At 61.0% G+C, this 13,462-nt stretch carries 13 protein-coding genes and 1 pseudogene; 11 read left to right on the plus strand and 3 right to left on the minus strand.

Annotation, left to right across the window (positions count from 1 at the left end; genetic code table 11):
- Nucleotides 1–131: 131 nt before the first annotated feature.
- A complete protein-coding gene (locus tag GQR96_RS18705) occupies nucleotides 132–1,043 on the minus strand; it encodes a LysR family transcriptional regulator (RefSeq protein WP_004205760.1) in 912 nt (303 codons plus the stop codon).
- Nucleotides 1,044–1,158: 115 nt separating this feature from the next.
- On the opposite strand from GQR96_RS18705, the gene speB reads away from it, so the two are divergent.
- The 9 genes from speB to GQR96_RS18750 all read left to right on the plus strand — a co-directional run bounded on the left by speB (nucleotide 1,159) and on the right by GQR96_RS18750 (nucleotide 9,719).
- Nucleotides 1,159–2,109 (plus strand): agmatinase, encoded by a 951-nt coding sequence (speB, locus tag GQR96_RS18710; protein ID WP_004145693.1) that lies wholly within the window; start codon nucleotides 1,159–1,161, stop codon nucleotides 2,107–2,109.
- A 10-nt stretch (nucleotides 2,110–2,119) separates the two neighbouring features.
- The gene (locus tag GQR96_RS18715) at nucleotides 2,120–2,983 is read left to right on the plus strand and encodes a sugar phosphate isomerase/epimerase family protein (RefSeq protein ID WP_065905291.1); all 864 of its coding nucleotides are present in this window, start codon (nucleotides 2,120–2,122) and stop codon (nucleotides 2,981–2,983) included.
- On the plus strand, nucleotides 2,980–4,047 hold the full coding sequence (locus tag GQR96_RS18720; RefSeq protein WP_065905293.1) for an isopenicillin N synthase family dioxygenase: 1,068 nt from the start codon (nucleotides 2,980–2,982) through the stop codon (nucleotides 4,045–4,047). Before GQR96_RS18715 ends, GQR96_RS18720 begins: the two co-directional genes overlap by 4 nt.
- Nucleotides 4,048–4,066: 19 nt before the next feature.
- Nucleotides 4,067–4,870 carry an ABC transporter substrate-binding protein gene (locus GQR96_RS18725; RefSeq protein WP_060656652.1) on the plus strand — a complete coding sequence of 268 codons (804 nt, stop codon included), beginning with the start codon at nucleotides 4,067–4,069 and terminating at the stop codon, nucleotides 4,868–4,870.
- Between the two features lie 30 nt (nucleotides 4,871–4,900).
- On the plus strand, nucleotides 4,901–6,421 hold the full coding sequence (locus tag GQR96_RS18730; RefSeq protein WP_023318955.1) for an amino acid ABC transporter permease/ATP-binding protein: 1,521 nt from the start codon (nucleotides 4,901–4,903) through the stop codon (nucleotides 6,419–6,421).
- Nucleotides 6,422–7,150, plus strand: coding sequence for a class II aldolase/adducin family protein (locus GQR96_RS18735; RefSeq protein ID WP_004899997.1), 729 nt, complete (start codon nucleotides 6,422–6,424; stop codon nucleotides 7,148–7,150). It begins immediately after the preceding gene.
- Nucleotides 7,151–7,155: 5 nt separating this feature from the next.
- Entirely contained in the window at nucleotides 7,156–8,088 is a 933-nt protein-coding gene (locus GQR96_RS18740; protein ID WP_064795142.1) for a 2-hydroxyacid dehydrogenase, read from the plus strand.
- 60 nt (nucleotides 8,089–8,148) lie between these two features.
- Nucleotides 8,149–8,943, plus strand: a complete 795-nt coding sequence (locus GQR96_RS18745; RefSeq protein ID WP_065905295.1) for an SDR family NAD(P)-dependent oxidoreductase — start codon at nucleotides 8,149–8,151, stop codon at nucleotides 8,941–8,943.
- A 155-nt stretch (nucleotides 8,944–9,098) separates the two neighbouring features.
- On the plus strand, nucleotides 9,099–9,719 hold the full coding sequence (locus GQR96_RS18750; RefSeq protein WP_004205741.1) for a hypothetical protein: 621 nt from the start codon (nucleotides 9,099–9,101) through the stop codon (nucleotides 9,717–9,719).
- Nucleotides 9,720–9,773: 54 nt separating this feature from the next.
- On the opposite strand, the pseudogene GQR96_RS18755 reads toward GQR96_RS18750, so the two are convergent.
- A pseudogene (locus GQR96_RS18755) lies at nucleotides 9,774–10,626 on the minus strand (transporter substrate-binding domain-containing protein).
- A gap of 458 nt (nucleotides 10,627–11,084) precedes the next feature.
- On the opposite strand from GQR96_RS18755, the gene GQR96_RS18760 reads away from it, so the two are divergent.
- Together GQR96_RS18760 and GQR96_RS18765 are read left to right on the plus strand one after the other, a co-directional pair.
- Nucleotides 11,085–11,636 (plus strand): fimbrial protein, encoded by a 552-nt coding sequence (locus GQR96_RS18760; protein ID WP_065878685.1) that lies wholly within the window; start codon nucleotides 11,085–11,087, stop codon nucleotides 11,634–11,636.
- A gap of 42 nt (nucleotides 11,637–11,678) precedes the next feature.
- A complete protein-coding gene (locus GQR96_RS18765; RefSeq protein ID WP_043521338.1) occupies nucleotides 11,679–12,368 on the plus strand; it encodes a fimbrial biogenesis chaperone in 690 nt (229 codons plus the stop codon).
- On the opposite strand, the gene GQR96_RS18770 is transcribed toward GQR96_RS18765, so the two are convergent.
- A complete protein-coding gene (locus tag GQR96_RS18770) occupies nucleotides 12,365–13,459 on the minus strand; it encodes a fimbrial protein (protein ID WP_032456492.1) in 1,095 nt (364 codons plus the stop codon). The two genes, GQR96_RS18765 and GQR96_RS18770, sit on opposite strands and share 4 nt — an antisense overlap.
- Between the last annotated feature and the right edge of the window lie 3 nt (nucleotides 13,460–13,462).

Here is a 13,462-nt window from a genome sequence, read left to right on the forward strand (position 1 = left end):
AGTTGCCTGGCAGCCGCAGCCCGGGCGGGCTACCGGCCGCCGTTCGTTTTTTGAACAGGGAAACCGCCCCCGCCGGGCAGCGCGCTTAGGGCGAAAACCGCCACCACGGCGGAGGGAAGCGCCCGCCCCGCTTAATAATTCCACTTCGGCCGCGCCACCGTGTTCTTCTTCAGCAGATCGCGGAACGCTTTCAGATAGGGTTCATTGCTGCGCCCGCGCTTACAGATAGCCGAGAACGGCGACTGAAAGCCAAACTCGTTGGGCAGCAGCACCCGCAGGCGGTTCTCTTTGATCCACGGCCAGGCGTAATGCTCCGGCAGATAGCCAATATATTTTCCCGAGAGGATCAGCAGCAGCTGGGCGTCGACGGTCTCAACGGTGGCGCTGCCTTTGCTGAAGCCCCGGCGGCGGAGATCGCTGGTGTTCCAGTAGCTGCGGGTCACCAGCGGGCACTGGCTGATCTGCTCTTTATCGAGCTGGCGGCTGAAGAACATCGGGTGCAGATCGCTGCAGTAGAGCCAGTGCTGCTCGCGGTACAGCGGCTCGCTGATGATGTTATGCACCTGCGAGTTGTAGCTGCCGATGGCCAGGTCGATATGGTTGTTCAGCACACCGTTCAGTTGCTCCGCCGGGGTGCGAATAATCAGTTTGATATGCACATGGGGAAATTTGTCGCTGAAGCTGCGCAGAACCACCGGCAGCGAGAGCGCCGTTTCGGTCTCGATGGAGTCGAGCGTCGAGATGCACAGGGTGCCGCTGTGCTCACCTTTAAGCAGGGCCGACTGCCGCTCCAGTTCATTGAGTTCACTCAGCACGCGGATCGCCTGCTGTAAAAACTGCTGTCCTTTTTCCGTTAAGGAAAAGCCGCCGCGCCCGCGCTGACAGAGGGTGAAGCCGAGCTGTCCCTCCAGTTGCGACATCGCATTGCTGATGGCGGAGACCGAAATGCCCAGCTCCTGCTGGGCCCGGCTGTAGCTCTCCAGGCGCGCCACCGCCTCGAAAACCTGCAGCTGGCGAATATTGAGGCTGGCGTCATTATGCATCGTATTTAGTTCACCAATAAATGAACTGAGTATTTACGCCAGACGATGTAAAGTCCAGCGCGGGTTGCGCACTATCTCTCCTGTTACGTTTCATCCGTCAGATTCAGGAGCAGACATGGATAACCTCTTTCACCAACCGCAGGGTGGCAATGAGATGCCACGCTTCGCCGGCCGCGCCACGATGATGCGCCTGCCGTTTATCGAAGATTTACAGGGACTTGATGCGGCGTTTGTCGGCATTCCGCTGGATATCGGCACCTCGCAGCGCTCAGGTACGCGCTACGGACCACGCTATATTCGCGCCGAATCGGTGATGATCCGTCCGTACAATATGGCGACCGGCGCCGCGCCGTTCGACTCGCTGTCGGTGGCCGATATCGGCGATGTGCCGATCAATACCTACAGTTTGCTCAAATCGGTGCAAATTATCGAAGATTACTACACCGGTTTGAATAGTTATCCGCTGATCCCCCTCACCCTCGGCGGGGACCATACCATTACCCTGCCGATCCTGCGGGCGCTGACCAAAAAACATGGGCCGGTGGGGCTCATCCATGTCGACGCCCATACCGACACCAATGATGAGATGTTCGGTGAGAAAATCGCCCACGGCACCACCTTCCGCCGCGCCGTTGAGGAGGGACTGCTCGACCTCAAACGGGTGGTGCAGATTGGCCAGCGCGCCCAGGGCTACGCCGCCGGCGACTTCCAGTGGGGCGTTGACCAGGGCTTTCGCCTGGTGCAGGCGGAGCAGTGCTGGCATACCTCGCTGGCGCCGCTGATGGCCGAAGTCCGCCAGCAGATGGGCGACGGGCCGGTGTATCTCAGCTTTGATATCGACAGCCTCGATCCTATCTGGGCTCCGGGAACCGGGACGCCGGAAGTTGGCGGTCTGACCTCCATTCAGGCGCTGGAGATCGTCCGCGGCTGCCGCGGCCTGAACCTGATCGGCGCCGATCTGGTGGAGGTCTCGCCCCCCTACGACGTGAGCGGTAATACCTCCCAGCTGGCGGCCAACCTGCTGTACGAGATGCTCTGCGTCCTGCCCGGCGTGAAGTACGCCTGAGGAAGCCGCCATGGAGCTGAAATGCTTTCGCACCCTCTGGGGAGTGACGACCCCCTGGCCGCAAACGCTGGATGAACTGCAGCGCGTCGGCTGCTGCGGTATCGAAGCCCGCGTGCCGTTAACGGTGGCCGAACGGCGCCAGCTCGCCGACCGCCTGCAGGCGTCGGGGCTGGAGTATATCGCCATCCTCTTCAGCGGCGGTGGGGTGCTCCCCGCCCAGCATGAAACGCCGGAACAGCATCTGGCGCGCCTGCAGACCCGCTTCGCCGAGGCCAGCGGTCTCAACCCGCGCTTTGTCAATCTGCTGGCGGGCAACGATCGCTGGCCGCTGGCGCAGCAGGTCGATTTTCTCGGCAAGGCGCACGAGCTGGCCGCCGGGTTTGGGTTGACCTGCAGCTTTGAAACCCATCGCGCCACCTCGCTGTACAGCCCGTGGCTCACCCTGGAGATCGTTCAGCAACTCCCCCAGTTGCGCTTTACCGCCGACATCAGCCACTGGGTGGTGGTTAGCGAGCGCTTGCTGGATGACCCCTGCGATGACTTCAGCGCCTTTATCGACCGCGTGCATCACGTGCAGGCCCGGGTGGGCTACGACCAGGGGCCGCAGGTGCCGCACCCGGCGGCGCCGGAGTATCAGCCGGCGCTGGCCTTTGCCGAGCGCTTCTGGGAGCAAATCTGGCATTCACAGCGCCGGCGCGGCTATCAGCAAACTACCCTGACGCCGGAGTTTGGCGCCGACGGCTATCTGCACCACCTGCCGTTCACCAACGTTCCGGTGGCCGATCTCTGGTCGCTCAACGCCTGGATGGCCGCGCGCCAGCAGGCCCACTTTCAGCAGTTTTTAACGCTCACTGAACAGGAACCGCAGCCATGACCGCCGTGAAGCACGCTTTTACTGAACTCCCGACCATCGATATCCGCGATCTGGCCGGCGACGATCTCGCCAGGCGCCAGGCGGTGGCCGACGCCATCGGCCGCGCGGCGCGCGAGGTGGGCTTTTTCTACATCACCGGCCACGGCATCGACCCGGCGCTGATCGCCGGCGTCCGCGAGGCGGCGAAGCAGATCTTCGCCCTGCCGATGGAGGAGAAGATGAACTACTACATCGGCCGCTCCAAAAGCCATAAGGGCTACGTCCCGGAAGGAGAAGAGATCTACGGCGCTGGCAAGCCGGACCATAAAGAGGCGTTCGATATCGGCTTCCAGGCGGCGGACGACCATCCGCTGGTGCTCGCCGGTACGCCGCTGATCGGCGCCAACGAGTGGCCCGATCTGCCGGATTTCCGCGCGCGGGTGCTGGCCTACTACGATGCGGTCTTCGCCCTCGGCCACCGCCTGTTCGACGCTTTCGCCCTCGCGCTCGGCCTGCCGGAAGGGTATTTCAAACCGATGGTGTCCTGCCCGCCGGCTAAGCTGCGGCTAATCCATTACCCGTTTGACGCCAGCGTCGAAGATGTTCCCGGAATTGGTGCACACACCGACTATGAGTGCTTCACCCTGCTGCTCGCCGACCAGCCCGGGCTGGAAGTCCTCAATGAAGAAAGCGTGTGGATCGACGCGCCTCCTGTCACGAACGCCGCCGGAGAAGAGGCGTTCGTGATCAATATCGGCGACATGCTGGAAGTGCTCAGCGCTGGCACATTTGTTGCTACAGCCCACCGGGTGCGCAAAGTGCCGCAGGAGCGGTACTCCTTCCCGCTGTTTTTCGCCTGCGATTACCACACGCTGATCCGCCCGCTACCGACCTTTCTGGCCGCCGGCGAAGCCAGCGAATATCAGGAGCTGAGCATCGGAGAGCATATGTGGAGCCAGGCGCTGCAAACCTATCGCTATCTGCGCGAGAAGGTCAATCGCGGCGAGCTCCAGCTGCCGGAGCGCGCGCGCGGCACCAATACCTTTGGCCATTTGAAAAAACAGGCACAGCAAAAAAAACCCTAACCCCCCGTGAGGAACCATGATGACTAGCACCCTGAAAAAAATCTCGCGCCGCGTCGCGCTTACCCTCGCCGTCAGCGCCTGTTTCTCCTCTGTCACCCAGGCGGCGGAACTGCTGACCGAGGGCGTCTTTAAGGTGGGGATGGAGGTTACCTACCCGCCGTTTGAGTCCTATGACAGCAATAACAACATCGTCGGTCTCGACCCGGAGTTCGCGACGCTGATCGCCGAGCATCTGCAGGCCAAACCGCAGCTGATCGACACCAAGTTCACCAGCCTGATCCTCGGCATCGGCAAGAAATATGACGCGGTGATCTCCGGGATGTACGTGACGCCGGAACGCCAGAAGCAGGCCGACGCCATCCCTTACGCCCTCTCCGGCGCGTCGATCATCGCCCTGAAGGGCGGCGCGGTGCAGCCGAAAACCGAAGATGAGCTGTGCGGCGTGAAGGTCGGTCTGCAGGCAGGCACCACCTGGGTGACCAGCCTGAAAAAACACTCCGATGAGTGGTGCCTGAAAAACGGTAAACCGGCCATCACCATTCAGGAGTTCCCAACGGCGCCGGAAGCCTCCCAGGCGCTGCTGTCGAAGAATATCGACGCCCAGCTCGAGATCGCCCCGGCGGCGCAGATTATCGTCGATAAGAGCCGCGGTCGCCTGGCGATAAGCTCGACGCGCCTGGTCTATCCGCTGCCGCTGGGGATCTACGTCGCCAAAGGCAACACGGAGCTGGCGGAGGCGATTAAGGCCACCCTCACCACGCTGAAAGCCAACGGCAAATATGCCGCGCTGATCAAAAAATACAACTTAGAAAGCATCGATTAAGACAATAAGCACTGCGCAACAGGAGTCGGTATGGCGTTCGATTGGGGATACTTTTTTTCATTGTTTAGCATTGGGGCATTCTGGCAGGCGTGCGTGACCGTGATCGTGGTCAGCACCTTGTCCTGGGGGATCGGCCTGGTGGTCGGTTTTCTGCTAGCCTGCGCGAAGCTCTCGGCGCCGCGCTGGATCAAGATCCCCGTCGAACTCTATATTTGGTTTTTCCGCAGCGTGCCGCTGATGGTGCTGCTGGTGTTTGTCTACAACCTGCCGCAGCTGTTTCCGGTGACCCAGCCGCTGCTCGGGGTGCCGTTTATCGCCGGGCTGGTGTCGATGACCGTCACCGAAGCGGCCTATATGGCGGAGATCCACCGCGGCGGGCTGTTGTCGGTGGCCAAAGGGCAAAGCGAGGCGGGCCATGCGCTGAGCTTCAGCTTTATCGGCATCCAGCGGCTAATTATTATTCCTCAGGCGTTTCGCATCTCGCTGCCGACGCTGATCAATGAATACATCACCATCATTAAGCTGAGCTCGATTCTGTCGGTGGTCTCCTTACCCGAGCTGCTGCTCACCGGCCAGCGCTTGTACGCGCAAAATTTCCTCGTGATGGAGACGCTGCTGGCGGTGGCGGTGTACTACGTCATGGTGGTTACCGTCTTCACCTGGCTGTTCCGGGGGCTGGAGAATAGCCTCGATATTCAGCGCAAGCGTCCGCAAACCCTCAGCGAGGCGGAATGCCAGGCGCTGCGCCAGAGCCTGCCGGCGCTGACGGAGGAGATCAAAACGCCGGCCGTCAACGGCGCGCCGCCGGCGCTGGATCTGCGGGGCATCCGCAAATCCTGGGGCCAGCATGAGGTGCTGAAAGGCATCGACCTGCAGGTGGAGAATGGGGAGGTGATCAGCATCATCGGCCCGTCCGGCTCAGGCAAAACGACCCTGATCCGCACCATCAACGCCCTCGAAAGTATTGATGGCGGGGAGATCATTCTCTACGGCGAGGACTACCTGAAAGGCGGAGCCATCGTCGATAAACGCCAGATGCGCGCCGGGGTGCGGCGTATCGGCATGGTCTTCCAGAGCTTCAACCTGTTCCCCCACCGCACGGTGCTCGACAACGTGATGCTGGCTCCGCGCTACCACCAGCTGCTGGATCAGCCGGTCGCCCGCGAGCAGGCCCTGGCGCTGCTCGACCGCGTCGGTCTGCTGGCCCACGCCCACAAATACCCCGGCCAGCTCTCCGGCGGCCAGCAGCAGCGCGTGGCGATCGCCCGGGCGCTGGCGCTGAAGCCGGACATCATGCTGTTTGACGAACCGACCTCAGCGCTGGATCCCGAGCTGGTGGGCGAGGTGCTGAAGGTCATTCAGTCGCTGGCCCGCGAAGGCATGACCATGCTGATTGTCACCCACGAGATGGATTTTGCCCTGTCGATTTCCGACCGCGTGGTGCTGATGGAGAACGGCGTGGTGCAGGCCGACATCGCCCCGCAGGTGATCCGCAGCCCGCTGGAGGCCCCTTCTCTGCAACGAATCCGTGAATTTATGGGAGTACGCTAAATGGCAACTGAGCAACACCTGCGCCAGCAGTTGGCCGCCGCCTACCGGCTGGCGGCGCTGTTCGGCTGGGAGGATACCCTCTACACCCACTTCTCCGTGCGCCTGCCCGGCGATGGCGAGCCGCGTTTTTTAATTAACCCCTTCGGCATGATGTTTGACGAAGTCACCGCCAGCAACCTGATCGTGGTGGATATGCAGGGCAAGGTCGTCGAGGGCGACGCGCCAGCTAACTCGGCGGGCTTTACCATCCACAGCGCGGTGCATATGGCCCGGGAAGACGCCCACTGCGTGATCCACACCCATACGCTGCCGGGAATGGCGGTGGCCGCCTGCGAGGACGGCCTGCTGCAGCTTAACCAGATCAGCACCGAGTTTTACCAGCGCGTCGGCTACCATCCCTATGAAGGGGTGGCCTTTGACCTCGACGAACGGGCGCGCATCCAGCGCTCGCTGGGGAATAATATCGCCATGATCCTGCAGAGCCACGGCCTGCTGTCGGTGGGCCGCACCGTGGCCGATGCGTTTTACATCATGTACTACCTGAACCGCGCCTGCGAGATCCAGATGGCCACCGCCCAGCTGGCGGCCCTCAGCCCGATCCACACCATCGCTCCGCACCTCAGCCAGCACGCCTGCGAGCAGCTGATGGGCGTGGAGCATGAACGTCAACAGGTCTGGCAGGCGTGGCTGCGCCGTCTTGACCGTCTCGATACCTCTTACAAAGACTAACGCCTATGTCTGATATCACTATCGTTGTGGATTGTAACGACGCGGATTTCGCCCGCGATATTTGCGCCGCCCTGCAGCAGTTTCCCGACGTCACGGCGCTTCTGCCCCATCACCAGGCGGCACGCGACGCCCAGTACGCCAGCTGCTGGTTCCCGGACCCGCAGCTGCTGAGCCGCTCGCCGGGGCTGAAGCTGATCCAGGCCGCGTCCGCCGGGGTCGATCATCTGCCGCCCGCGCTGTTCGCCAGCGAGATCCCGCTGTGCCGGGTGATCGATGAAGATTTTCGCCACGGCATGTTCGAATATGCTCTGTGGAGCGTCCTGTGGTTTCAGCGCCATTTCGACCGGGCGCTGGCCCACCAGCGGACCCAAACCTGGAAGCTCTATCCCCAGCGCGCCGCCGCCGACTTCCATATCGGCATTATGGGGCTCGGCGAAATTGGCGGCTATATCGCCGACCAGCTGGCCCGCCTTGGCTATCGGGTCTCTGGCTGGTCGCGCAGTGAAAAGCAGCTGGCTGGCGTCACCTGCTATCGCGGCGCGGAGGCGCTCGACAGCTTCCTCGGGTCGCTTGACGGACTGATTAACCTCCTGCCGCTCACCGCGCAGACCCGGGGTATCCTCGCCGCGCCGCTGTTCAGCCGGCTTCCCGCCGGAGCGGTATTAATCAACTGCGGGCGCGGAGAGCATATGGTCAATGAGGATGTACTGGCGGCGCTGGAGAGCGGCCAGCTCGCCGGCGCAGTGCTCGACGTCTTCCCGCAAGAGCCACTGCCGGCTGACGATCCGCTGTGGCGCCATCCGCAGGTGGTGATCACCCCGCATATGGCCTCTGCTGCCCCTGCCGAGGTGATCGCCCGCCAGCTGCTGGAGAACATTCAGCGCCAGCGTCGCGGGCTGCCGCTCAAAAACCTGGTCAATAAGCACGCCGGTTACTGATCCCCACCGATACCGTCGCTGCTACGCTTAATGGGTGATTCACAACCAGAAGGCAGGAACATGAAGATTGATTTATCGGGGAAAGTCGCGCTGGTCACCGCCTCCACGGCGGGTATTGGCTTTGCTATCGCCAAAGGCCTGGCGGAGAGCGGCGCAGAGATCATCATTAACGGGCGCAACGAGCAGAGCGTGAACGCCGCCATCGCTCGTCTGCAAAATGAGGTGTCGGGCGCGAAGGTGCGACCCGCCATCGCCGACCTCAGCGGTGCCGACGGCGCAGCCCAGCTGCTGCGGGCGGTGACCGGCGTCGATATCCTGGTCAATAACGCCGGGATCTATGGCCCGCAGGATTTCTACGCCACCGACGACGCGACATGGGACAACTACTGGCAGACCAACGTCATGTCCGGCGTACGCCTGTCGCGGGGGCTGCTGCCGGCGATGGTCAGCAAAGGCTGGGGACGGGTGGTGTTTATCTCCTCGGAATCGGCGCGCAATATCCCGGCGGATATGATCCACTATGGCGTCACCAAGACCGCCCAACTGTCGCTGGCCCGCGGCCTGGCGAAATATGTCGCCGGCAGTGGAGTGACCGTTAACAGCGTTCTGCCGGGGCCGACGATTTCTGACGGCTTTGCCGAAATGCTGAAAGACGAAGTGGCGAGAACCGGCCAGTCGCTGGAGGAACTGGCGAAAGCGTTCGTCATGACCCACCGTCCGAGTTCGGTGATCCAGCGGGCGGCCTCGGTGGAAGAGGTCGCCAATATGGTGGTCTACGTCTGCTCGCCGCAGGCGTCGGCCACCTCCGGCGCCGCGCTGCGCGTCGACGGCGGCGTGGTGGATGATATTCTCTGACGCCTCTCATTCAGGGGAGTCCCCCTCCCCTGTCGCCTTTCCCGGCGCTAAAAAGCGCAAAATGTTAAAAAACAGCCGCAAAGTCGCACAAAGTGAACAGGAACATGTATTCCCAAAACTTATGATATTTGTTTTAACTATAAGTTGTGGTGTTAATGTCTCTGTTACGAAGCTTGCTTTTCTTTCTCGGCGCGGCGGTCGCAGCCGCTCTCGCGGTACTCTGCCTGTGGGTGGATATTCGGGTATTTGGCAACGACATCCCGGAGGTGTCGCTGACTGAAGTGGTGCAGGAGAGCGTGCTGGCCGTCATCGTACTGGTTCACTTCCTGCTGGCGCGCAACTACCCCCACTTACGCTACAGCAATATCCTCATCGGCGGCTTCTTCCTCGCCATGCTGATCCGTGAGCTGGATGGCCTGTTTGATTTACTTTCCCATGGCAGCTGGGTGTGGTTTGCCCTGCTGGCCACCGCGGGGTCGCTGCTGGCGCCGCTGCGCCATCTGCGTCAGACCCTGTCGCAGCTGGCGGCTTATACCCGCACGCCCTATTACGGCATGATGATCAGCGGCCTGCTGGCGATTCTGGTCTTCTCGCGGCTGTTCGGCATGCACGGCCTGTGGTACGCCGTACTGAATGAGAACTTCGCCCGGGTGGTGAAAAATACGGTGGAGGAAGGCAGCGAGTCGTTTGGCTATATGCTGTGCCTGACCGCCACCCTCGGCTACGCCTGCTACTTCCGCGGTCTGGCGCGACAGGCGCTGTCGCCGCAGGGCTGACTGCGGCCGATAACCACCGCCGGACTCGCCCGCCGGCGGTGACGCGCCGCCGCGTTAACCGCGAATTTTCCATTTCCGTTTGAGAACCTCTTTGTCCTGGCTATCCAGCCACTGGTTCACTTTCTCCAGCAGCGCCGGATTATCTTTACTCATCATATACACCTTATCGCTGGCGGTGCCGGCGAACGGCGTCTCGTTGGCGACGCAGAACACACCGGGTTCTTTGCTCTGGTAATAGTCGCCTTCGATCAGATCGGTCACCATCATATCGGCCGTTTTCTGCCGCAGCGCCTCCAGATTATCGACGTTGTTCTGTACGCGAATAATCTGCGCCTGCTTAATATGCTCATCGACAAAGCTCTGGTTTGTGCCGCCAGGGTTGACGACCACCTTCACCTCCGGACGGTCAATCTTCTCCAGCGATCCAAGCCGTGGCGCAGCCTGACAGTTGGCTAAGGCGATTTTACCGTTCGCCACCACCGGGTGGCTGAGGGCGAAGTCCTTCGCCCGCGCCGGCGTCTGCGTCACGCCGCCCATCGCAATATCGAATTTGTCCGCCTGCAGATCGGCGGCGAGCGCGGGCCAGCTGGTGTAGACGAAGCTCACCTTCAGCCCCAGCGTGCGCCCGAGATCGCGGGCCATGTCGACGTCATAGCCCTGCAGCTCGCCGGCGGCATTGCGAAACGCCAGCGGGGCGTAGTCGCCCGGCACGCCGACCTTCAGTTCACCGCTGCGCTCGATGGTTTGCATATCGCGCGCCTGGGCGCCGCAGGTCATTATCGCCAGCGTCAGCGCCAGCCCCACCGTCAGTTTCATCTCGCCATCCTTATTGTTATCGGGTTTGCGCGCCGGGGTGGCGGGCCGCTTCTCAGTCAGCACCCTCCGCCGCGCGTAACAGGGAATTCATCCTATTTTTAAATTCCGGGACATACAACCCGGCGTGGCGGTTGCCGATCGCAAATCTGACAACGAAACAGGGCTACGCCCGGTGAATGATTTCTCATCCGCCGGGCGTAGCCTTACGCCAGCGATCGTATTTTCCAGCCTGACGTGATGTCGAAATTAGGTTCAAAAACAGCAGCAGGAAAAATCTAACTCATTGTATTAAAATAACAAAACATTTTATCTCGCGATATTCCCCCTTCCACTCTGGTCATTGTCCGTCTTATTTACTCCGCTATTTTCCCACGCTAATATCCCGGTAAAGCGATAATAAATAACATGCGCAGATTATTTCCAGACGTAAATAAATTGGTAAGTTAAATAAATTAATTAAAAACATATCCAGTGCAAATAATTCCCCCCTGACGCGGCAGAATTCATGCTCTGGCGATCTGTTTTATCGGCAATACAGAAGGAAAGAAAATGAAAGTAATCTCGCTGTGTCTGGCGACATTGGTTGCCGGACTGGTTGCCGGCCCGGTTGGCGCGGCAGACGGCACGCTGAACTTTATCGGTAAGGTTGTAAACGGGGCATGCAAGCTTGAGGGAGCGGGCGACAACGGGGTCATCAACGTCAGCATGGGCGACATTCCGCTGTCGCGGCTGAAAAACAGTCAGTCTGGCACCGGGCCGGCGGTAGGTGTCGATATTCGCGTCAAAGATTGTGAGAAAGGCACCTACTATATTGTGGTGGATGGCCCCACCCCCACCGGCATGCCTGAACATCGCGTACTGGCCCTCGACGGCCGCGGCAAGCCAGCCGGCAACGTAGGAATTCTGCTCACCGACCGTACAGGCACTCCGCTCAGCCTCGATGAACGCATCGATCCGCAACACGATCCCCGCATTGAGATCCCGGTGGACGGCGGCTCCGGCACCTTCAGGCTCAAAGCTTTCTACTACACCTGGGATAAAGCCCACATGGATCCTGGCGACGGCAACGCGACGGCCCGGTTTACCATTATGCAGGAATAGCTTTCCGGTCAGGGATGAAACGTCGACGTAAAGGAAGCGATCATGAAAACTCAGGTGGCTGTTTTGCTCAGCGCATTGGCCTTTCAGGCCTGCGCCGGGATAACCATTAATGCCTCACGGGTGATCTATTCAGGAAAAGACAAAGTCGCCAGCCTGAATATCAATAACCGCAGCAGCACCCCCTATAAAGTGCAGATCTGGCTGGACGCCGGGCTCAATGCCTCGCGCGTCGGCCTGCCGATGGTGGCGACGCCGCCGCTGGTCTATTTATCGCCGCAGCAATCCGCCCAACTGCGCTTTATCTATCTCGGCAGCGGGCTGCCCGACGATCGGGAAAGCCTGTTCTGGGTCAATATCCAGGAGACGCCGCCGACCGCCGGCGGCAATCATACGCTGCAATTTGTCGTCCGCACCCGTCTGAAGCTGTTTTATCGTCCACCCACCATCGCCACCACCCTCGTCAAAGAGGTGCAAAAGCTGCAGTGGCAGCAGAGCGGCAATAACCTGCGCTTGACGAACTCAGGCCCACTGCATATCACCCTGGTCAACGGGGCGCTGATCGATAATAAAGGCCACCTCTCGCCGATGAGAAACGTGATGCTCCGGCCCTACAGCAGCCATACCGTAATGACCACCGACAGCGCTCGCCTGTACCAGTTGAACTATATCGACGACTACGGCGCGGTAGTGCCGATCCCGCTGCAGGGCAGTCTGCCCCCGGGGCCAGGCTAGTTATACTCCAGGGCGAAGGTCACCATGCTGTTGGCCGTGCCCGCCGCCACGGTGGCGTCGGTTTGCACATACTGCGCGTTAAAATTGATAGCCTCGGCGGTCCCGGCGCTGGCGCCGGTTACCCTTTTCAGGATCGGCAGATTGCTGGCCTCATTGATCTTAACGCTGGTGCCGTCGGGCACCGCCGCGCCGGGGTTATTGCCGTAGGTCAGCTTCACGCCGACGCCGCTGGCGCTGTTGCTGACCTGGCTCAGCGCCAGGGTATCGCTCTCCACGCTCACGCCGAAAAAGCCGATGCGCACGTCGGTCGGCGTCGGACAGAACACCGGGATCGAAAAGCGCTTCGCCTGGCCGCCGGTGCTCCCTTTACCGTGAAACTCCGCCCGGTTTACCGTGCCCAGAGTGACCTGGATCGACGACGTCGTCACCTGACAGCTACCGCTGCTGCCGATGTCCACGTTCAGGGCAGCCATATCGATACTGACCGGCGCGCTGGCGACATAGCTGGCACTGCCGCTGGCCTGCTGCTCAATGGTCATCTCCCCCACCTGCGGCAGCGACGGCGAGTTGGTATGCGTCCCGTCCGCCAGCTGCACCGTCCCGGTTTTATAGAAGGTCACCGCGATCCTGACCGTGGTTTGCTGCTGCGTCATCAGCGCCGGGAGCATCGCGCTGTCGCACACCACCACCGACTCGCCGCCCGCGGAGTGGCTGCCGTCGATAGCGCGCATCGGGCCGCCCGCGCACTGAAAGCTGAGCGAGTACCCGATGCCGTCGATGGCGCTGGGGTAGACGTGCTGTCCGTTAATCACCACCGGCGCGCCGCCGGTTTTCAGCTGCTTATAGACGATGCGTTTGGCGCTCGCCGTCGGCAGCTGCAGGTCGCAGGAAAAAGGGATCCCACTGCCGTTATCCGCCATCGCGCTGGTCATCTGGGTATTGATCGGCAGCGTGGGTAAATACTTGATATTGGGAATATTGACCGTGGTCTGACCGATATTCGCGCGGCAGGTTTCCGCCCGCACGCCGGGAAGATAACCGCTCAGCGTCAGCAGAAAGAGGAAAGGAAGTAGACGAAAAACAGATTTCATAGC

Source organism: Klebsiella sp. PCX (genome assembly GCF_021869705.1).
Classification (GTDB): Bacteria; Pseudomonadota; Gammaproteobacteria; order Enterobacterales; family Enterobacteriaceae; genus Klebsiella; species Klebsiella quasipneumoniae.

What these genes read in the sequence shown, in the direction of transcription:
- GQR96_RS18725 (WP_060656652.1), top strand. Translation starts at nt 4,067, where the DNA reads ATGACTAGCACCCTGAAAAAAATCTCGCGCCGCGTCGCGCTTACCCTC.
- GQR96_RS18730 (WP_023318955.1), top strand. Translation starts at nt 4,901, where the DNA reads ATGGCGTTCGATTGGGGATACTTTTTTTCATTGTTTAGCATTGGGGCA.
- GQR96_RS18750 (WP_004205741.1), top strand. Translation starts at nt 9,099, where the DNA reads ATGTCTCTGTTACGAAGCTTGCTTTTCTTTCTCGGCGCGGCGGTCGCA.
- GQR96_RS18715 (WP_065905291.1), top strand. Translation starts at nt 2,120, where the DNA reads ATGGAGCTGAAATGCTTTCGCACCCTCTGGGGAGTGACGACCCCCTGG.
- GQR96_RS18740 (WP_064795142.1), top strand. Translation starts at nt 7,156, where the DNA reads ATGTCTGATATCACTATCGTTGTGGATTGTAACGACGCGGATTTCGCC.
- GQR96_RS18760 (WP_065878685.1), top strand. Translation starts at nt 11,085, where the DNA reads ATGAAAGTAATCTCGCTGTGTCTGGCGACATTGGTTGCCGGACTGGTT.
- GQR96_RS18720 (WP_065905293.1), top strand. Translation starts at nt 2,980, where the DNA reads ATGACCGCCGTGAAGCACGCTTTTACTGAACTCCCGACCATCGATATC.
- GQR96_RS18735 (WP_004899997.1), top strand. Translation starts at nt 6,422, where the DNA reads ATGGCAACTGAGCAACACCTGCGCCAGCAGTTGGCCGCCGCCTACCGG.
- GQR96_RS18745 (WP_065905295.1), top strand. Translation starts at nt 8,149, where the DNA reads ATGAAGATTGATTTATCGGGGAAAGTCGCGCTGGTCACCGCCTCCACG.
- GQR96_RS18770 (WP_032456492.1), bottom strand. Translation starts at nt 13,459, where the DNA reads ATGAAATCTGTTTTTCGTCTACTTCCTTTCCTCTTTCTGCTGACGCTG.
- GQR96_RS18705 (WP_004205760.1), bottom strand. Translation starts at nt 1,043, where the DNA reads ATGCATAATGACGCCAGCCTCAATATTCGCCAGCTGCAGGTTTTCGAG.
- GQR96_RS18765 (WP_043521338.1), top strand. Translation starts at nt 11,679, where the DNA reads ATGAAAACTCAGGTGGCTGTTTTGCTCAGCGCATTGGCCTTTCAGGCC.
- speB (WP_004145693.1), top strand. Translation starts at nt 1,159, where the DNA reads ATGGATAACCTCTTTCACCAACCGCAGGGTGGCAATGAGATGCCACGC.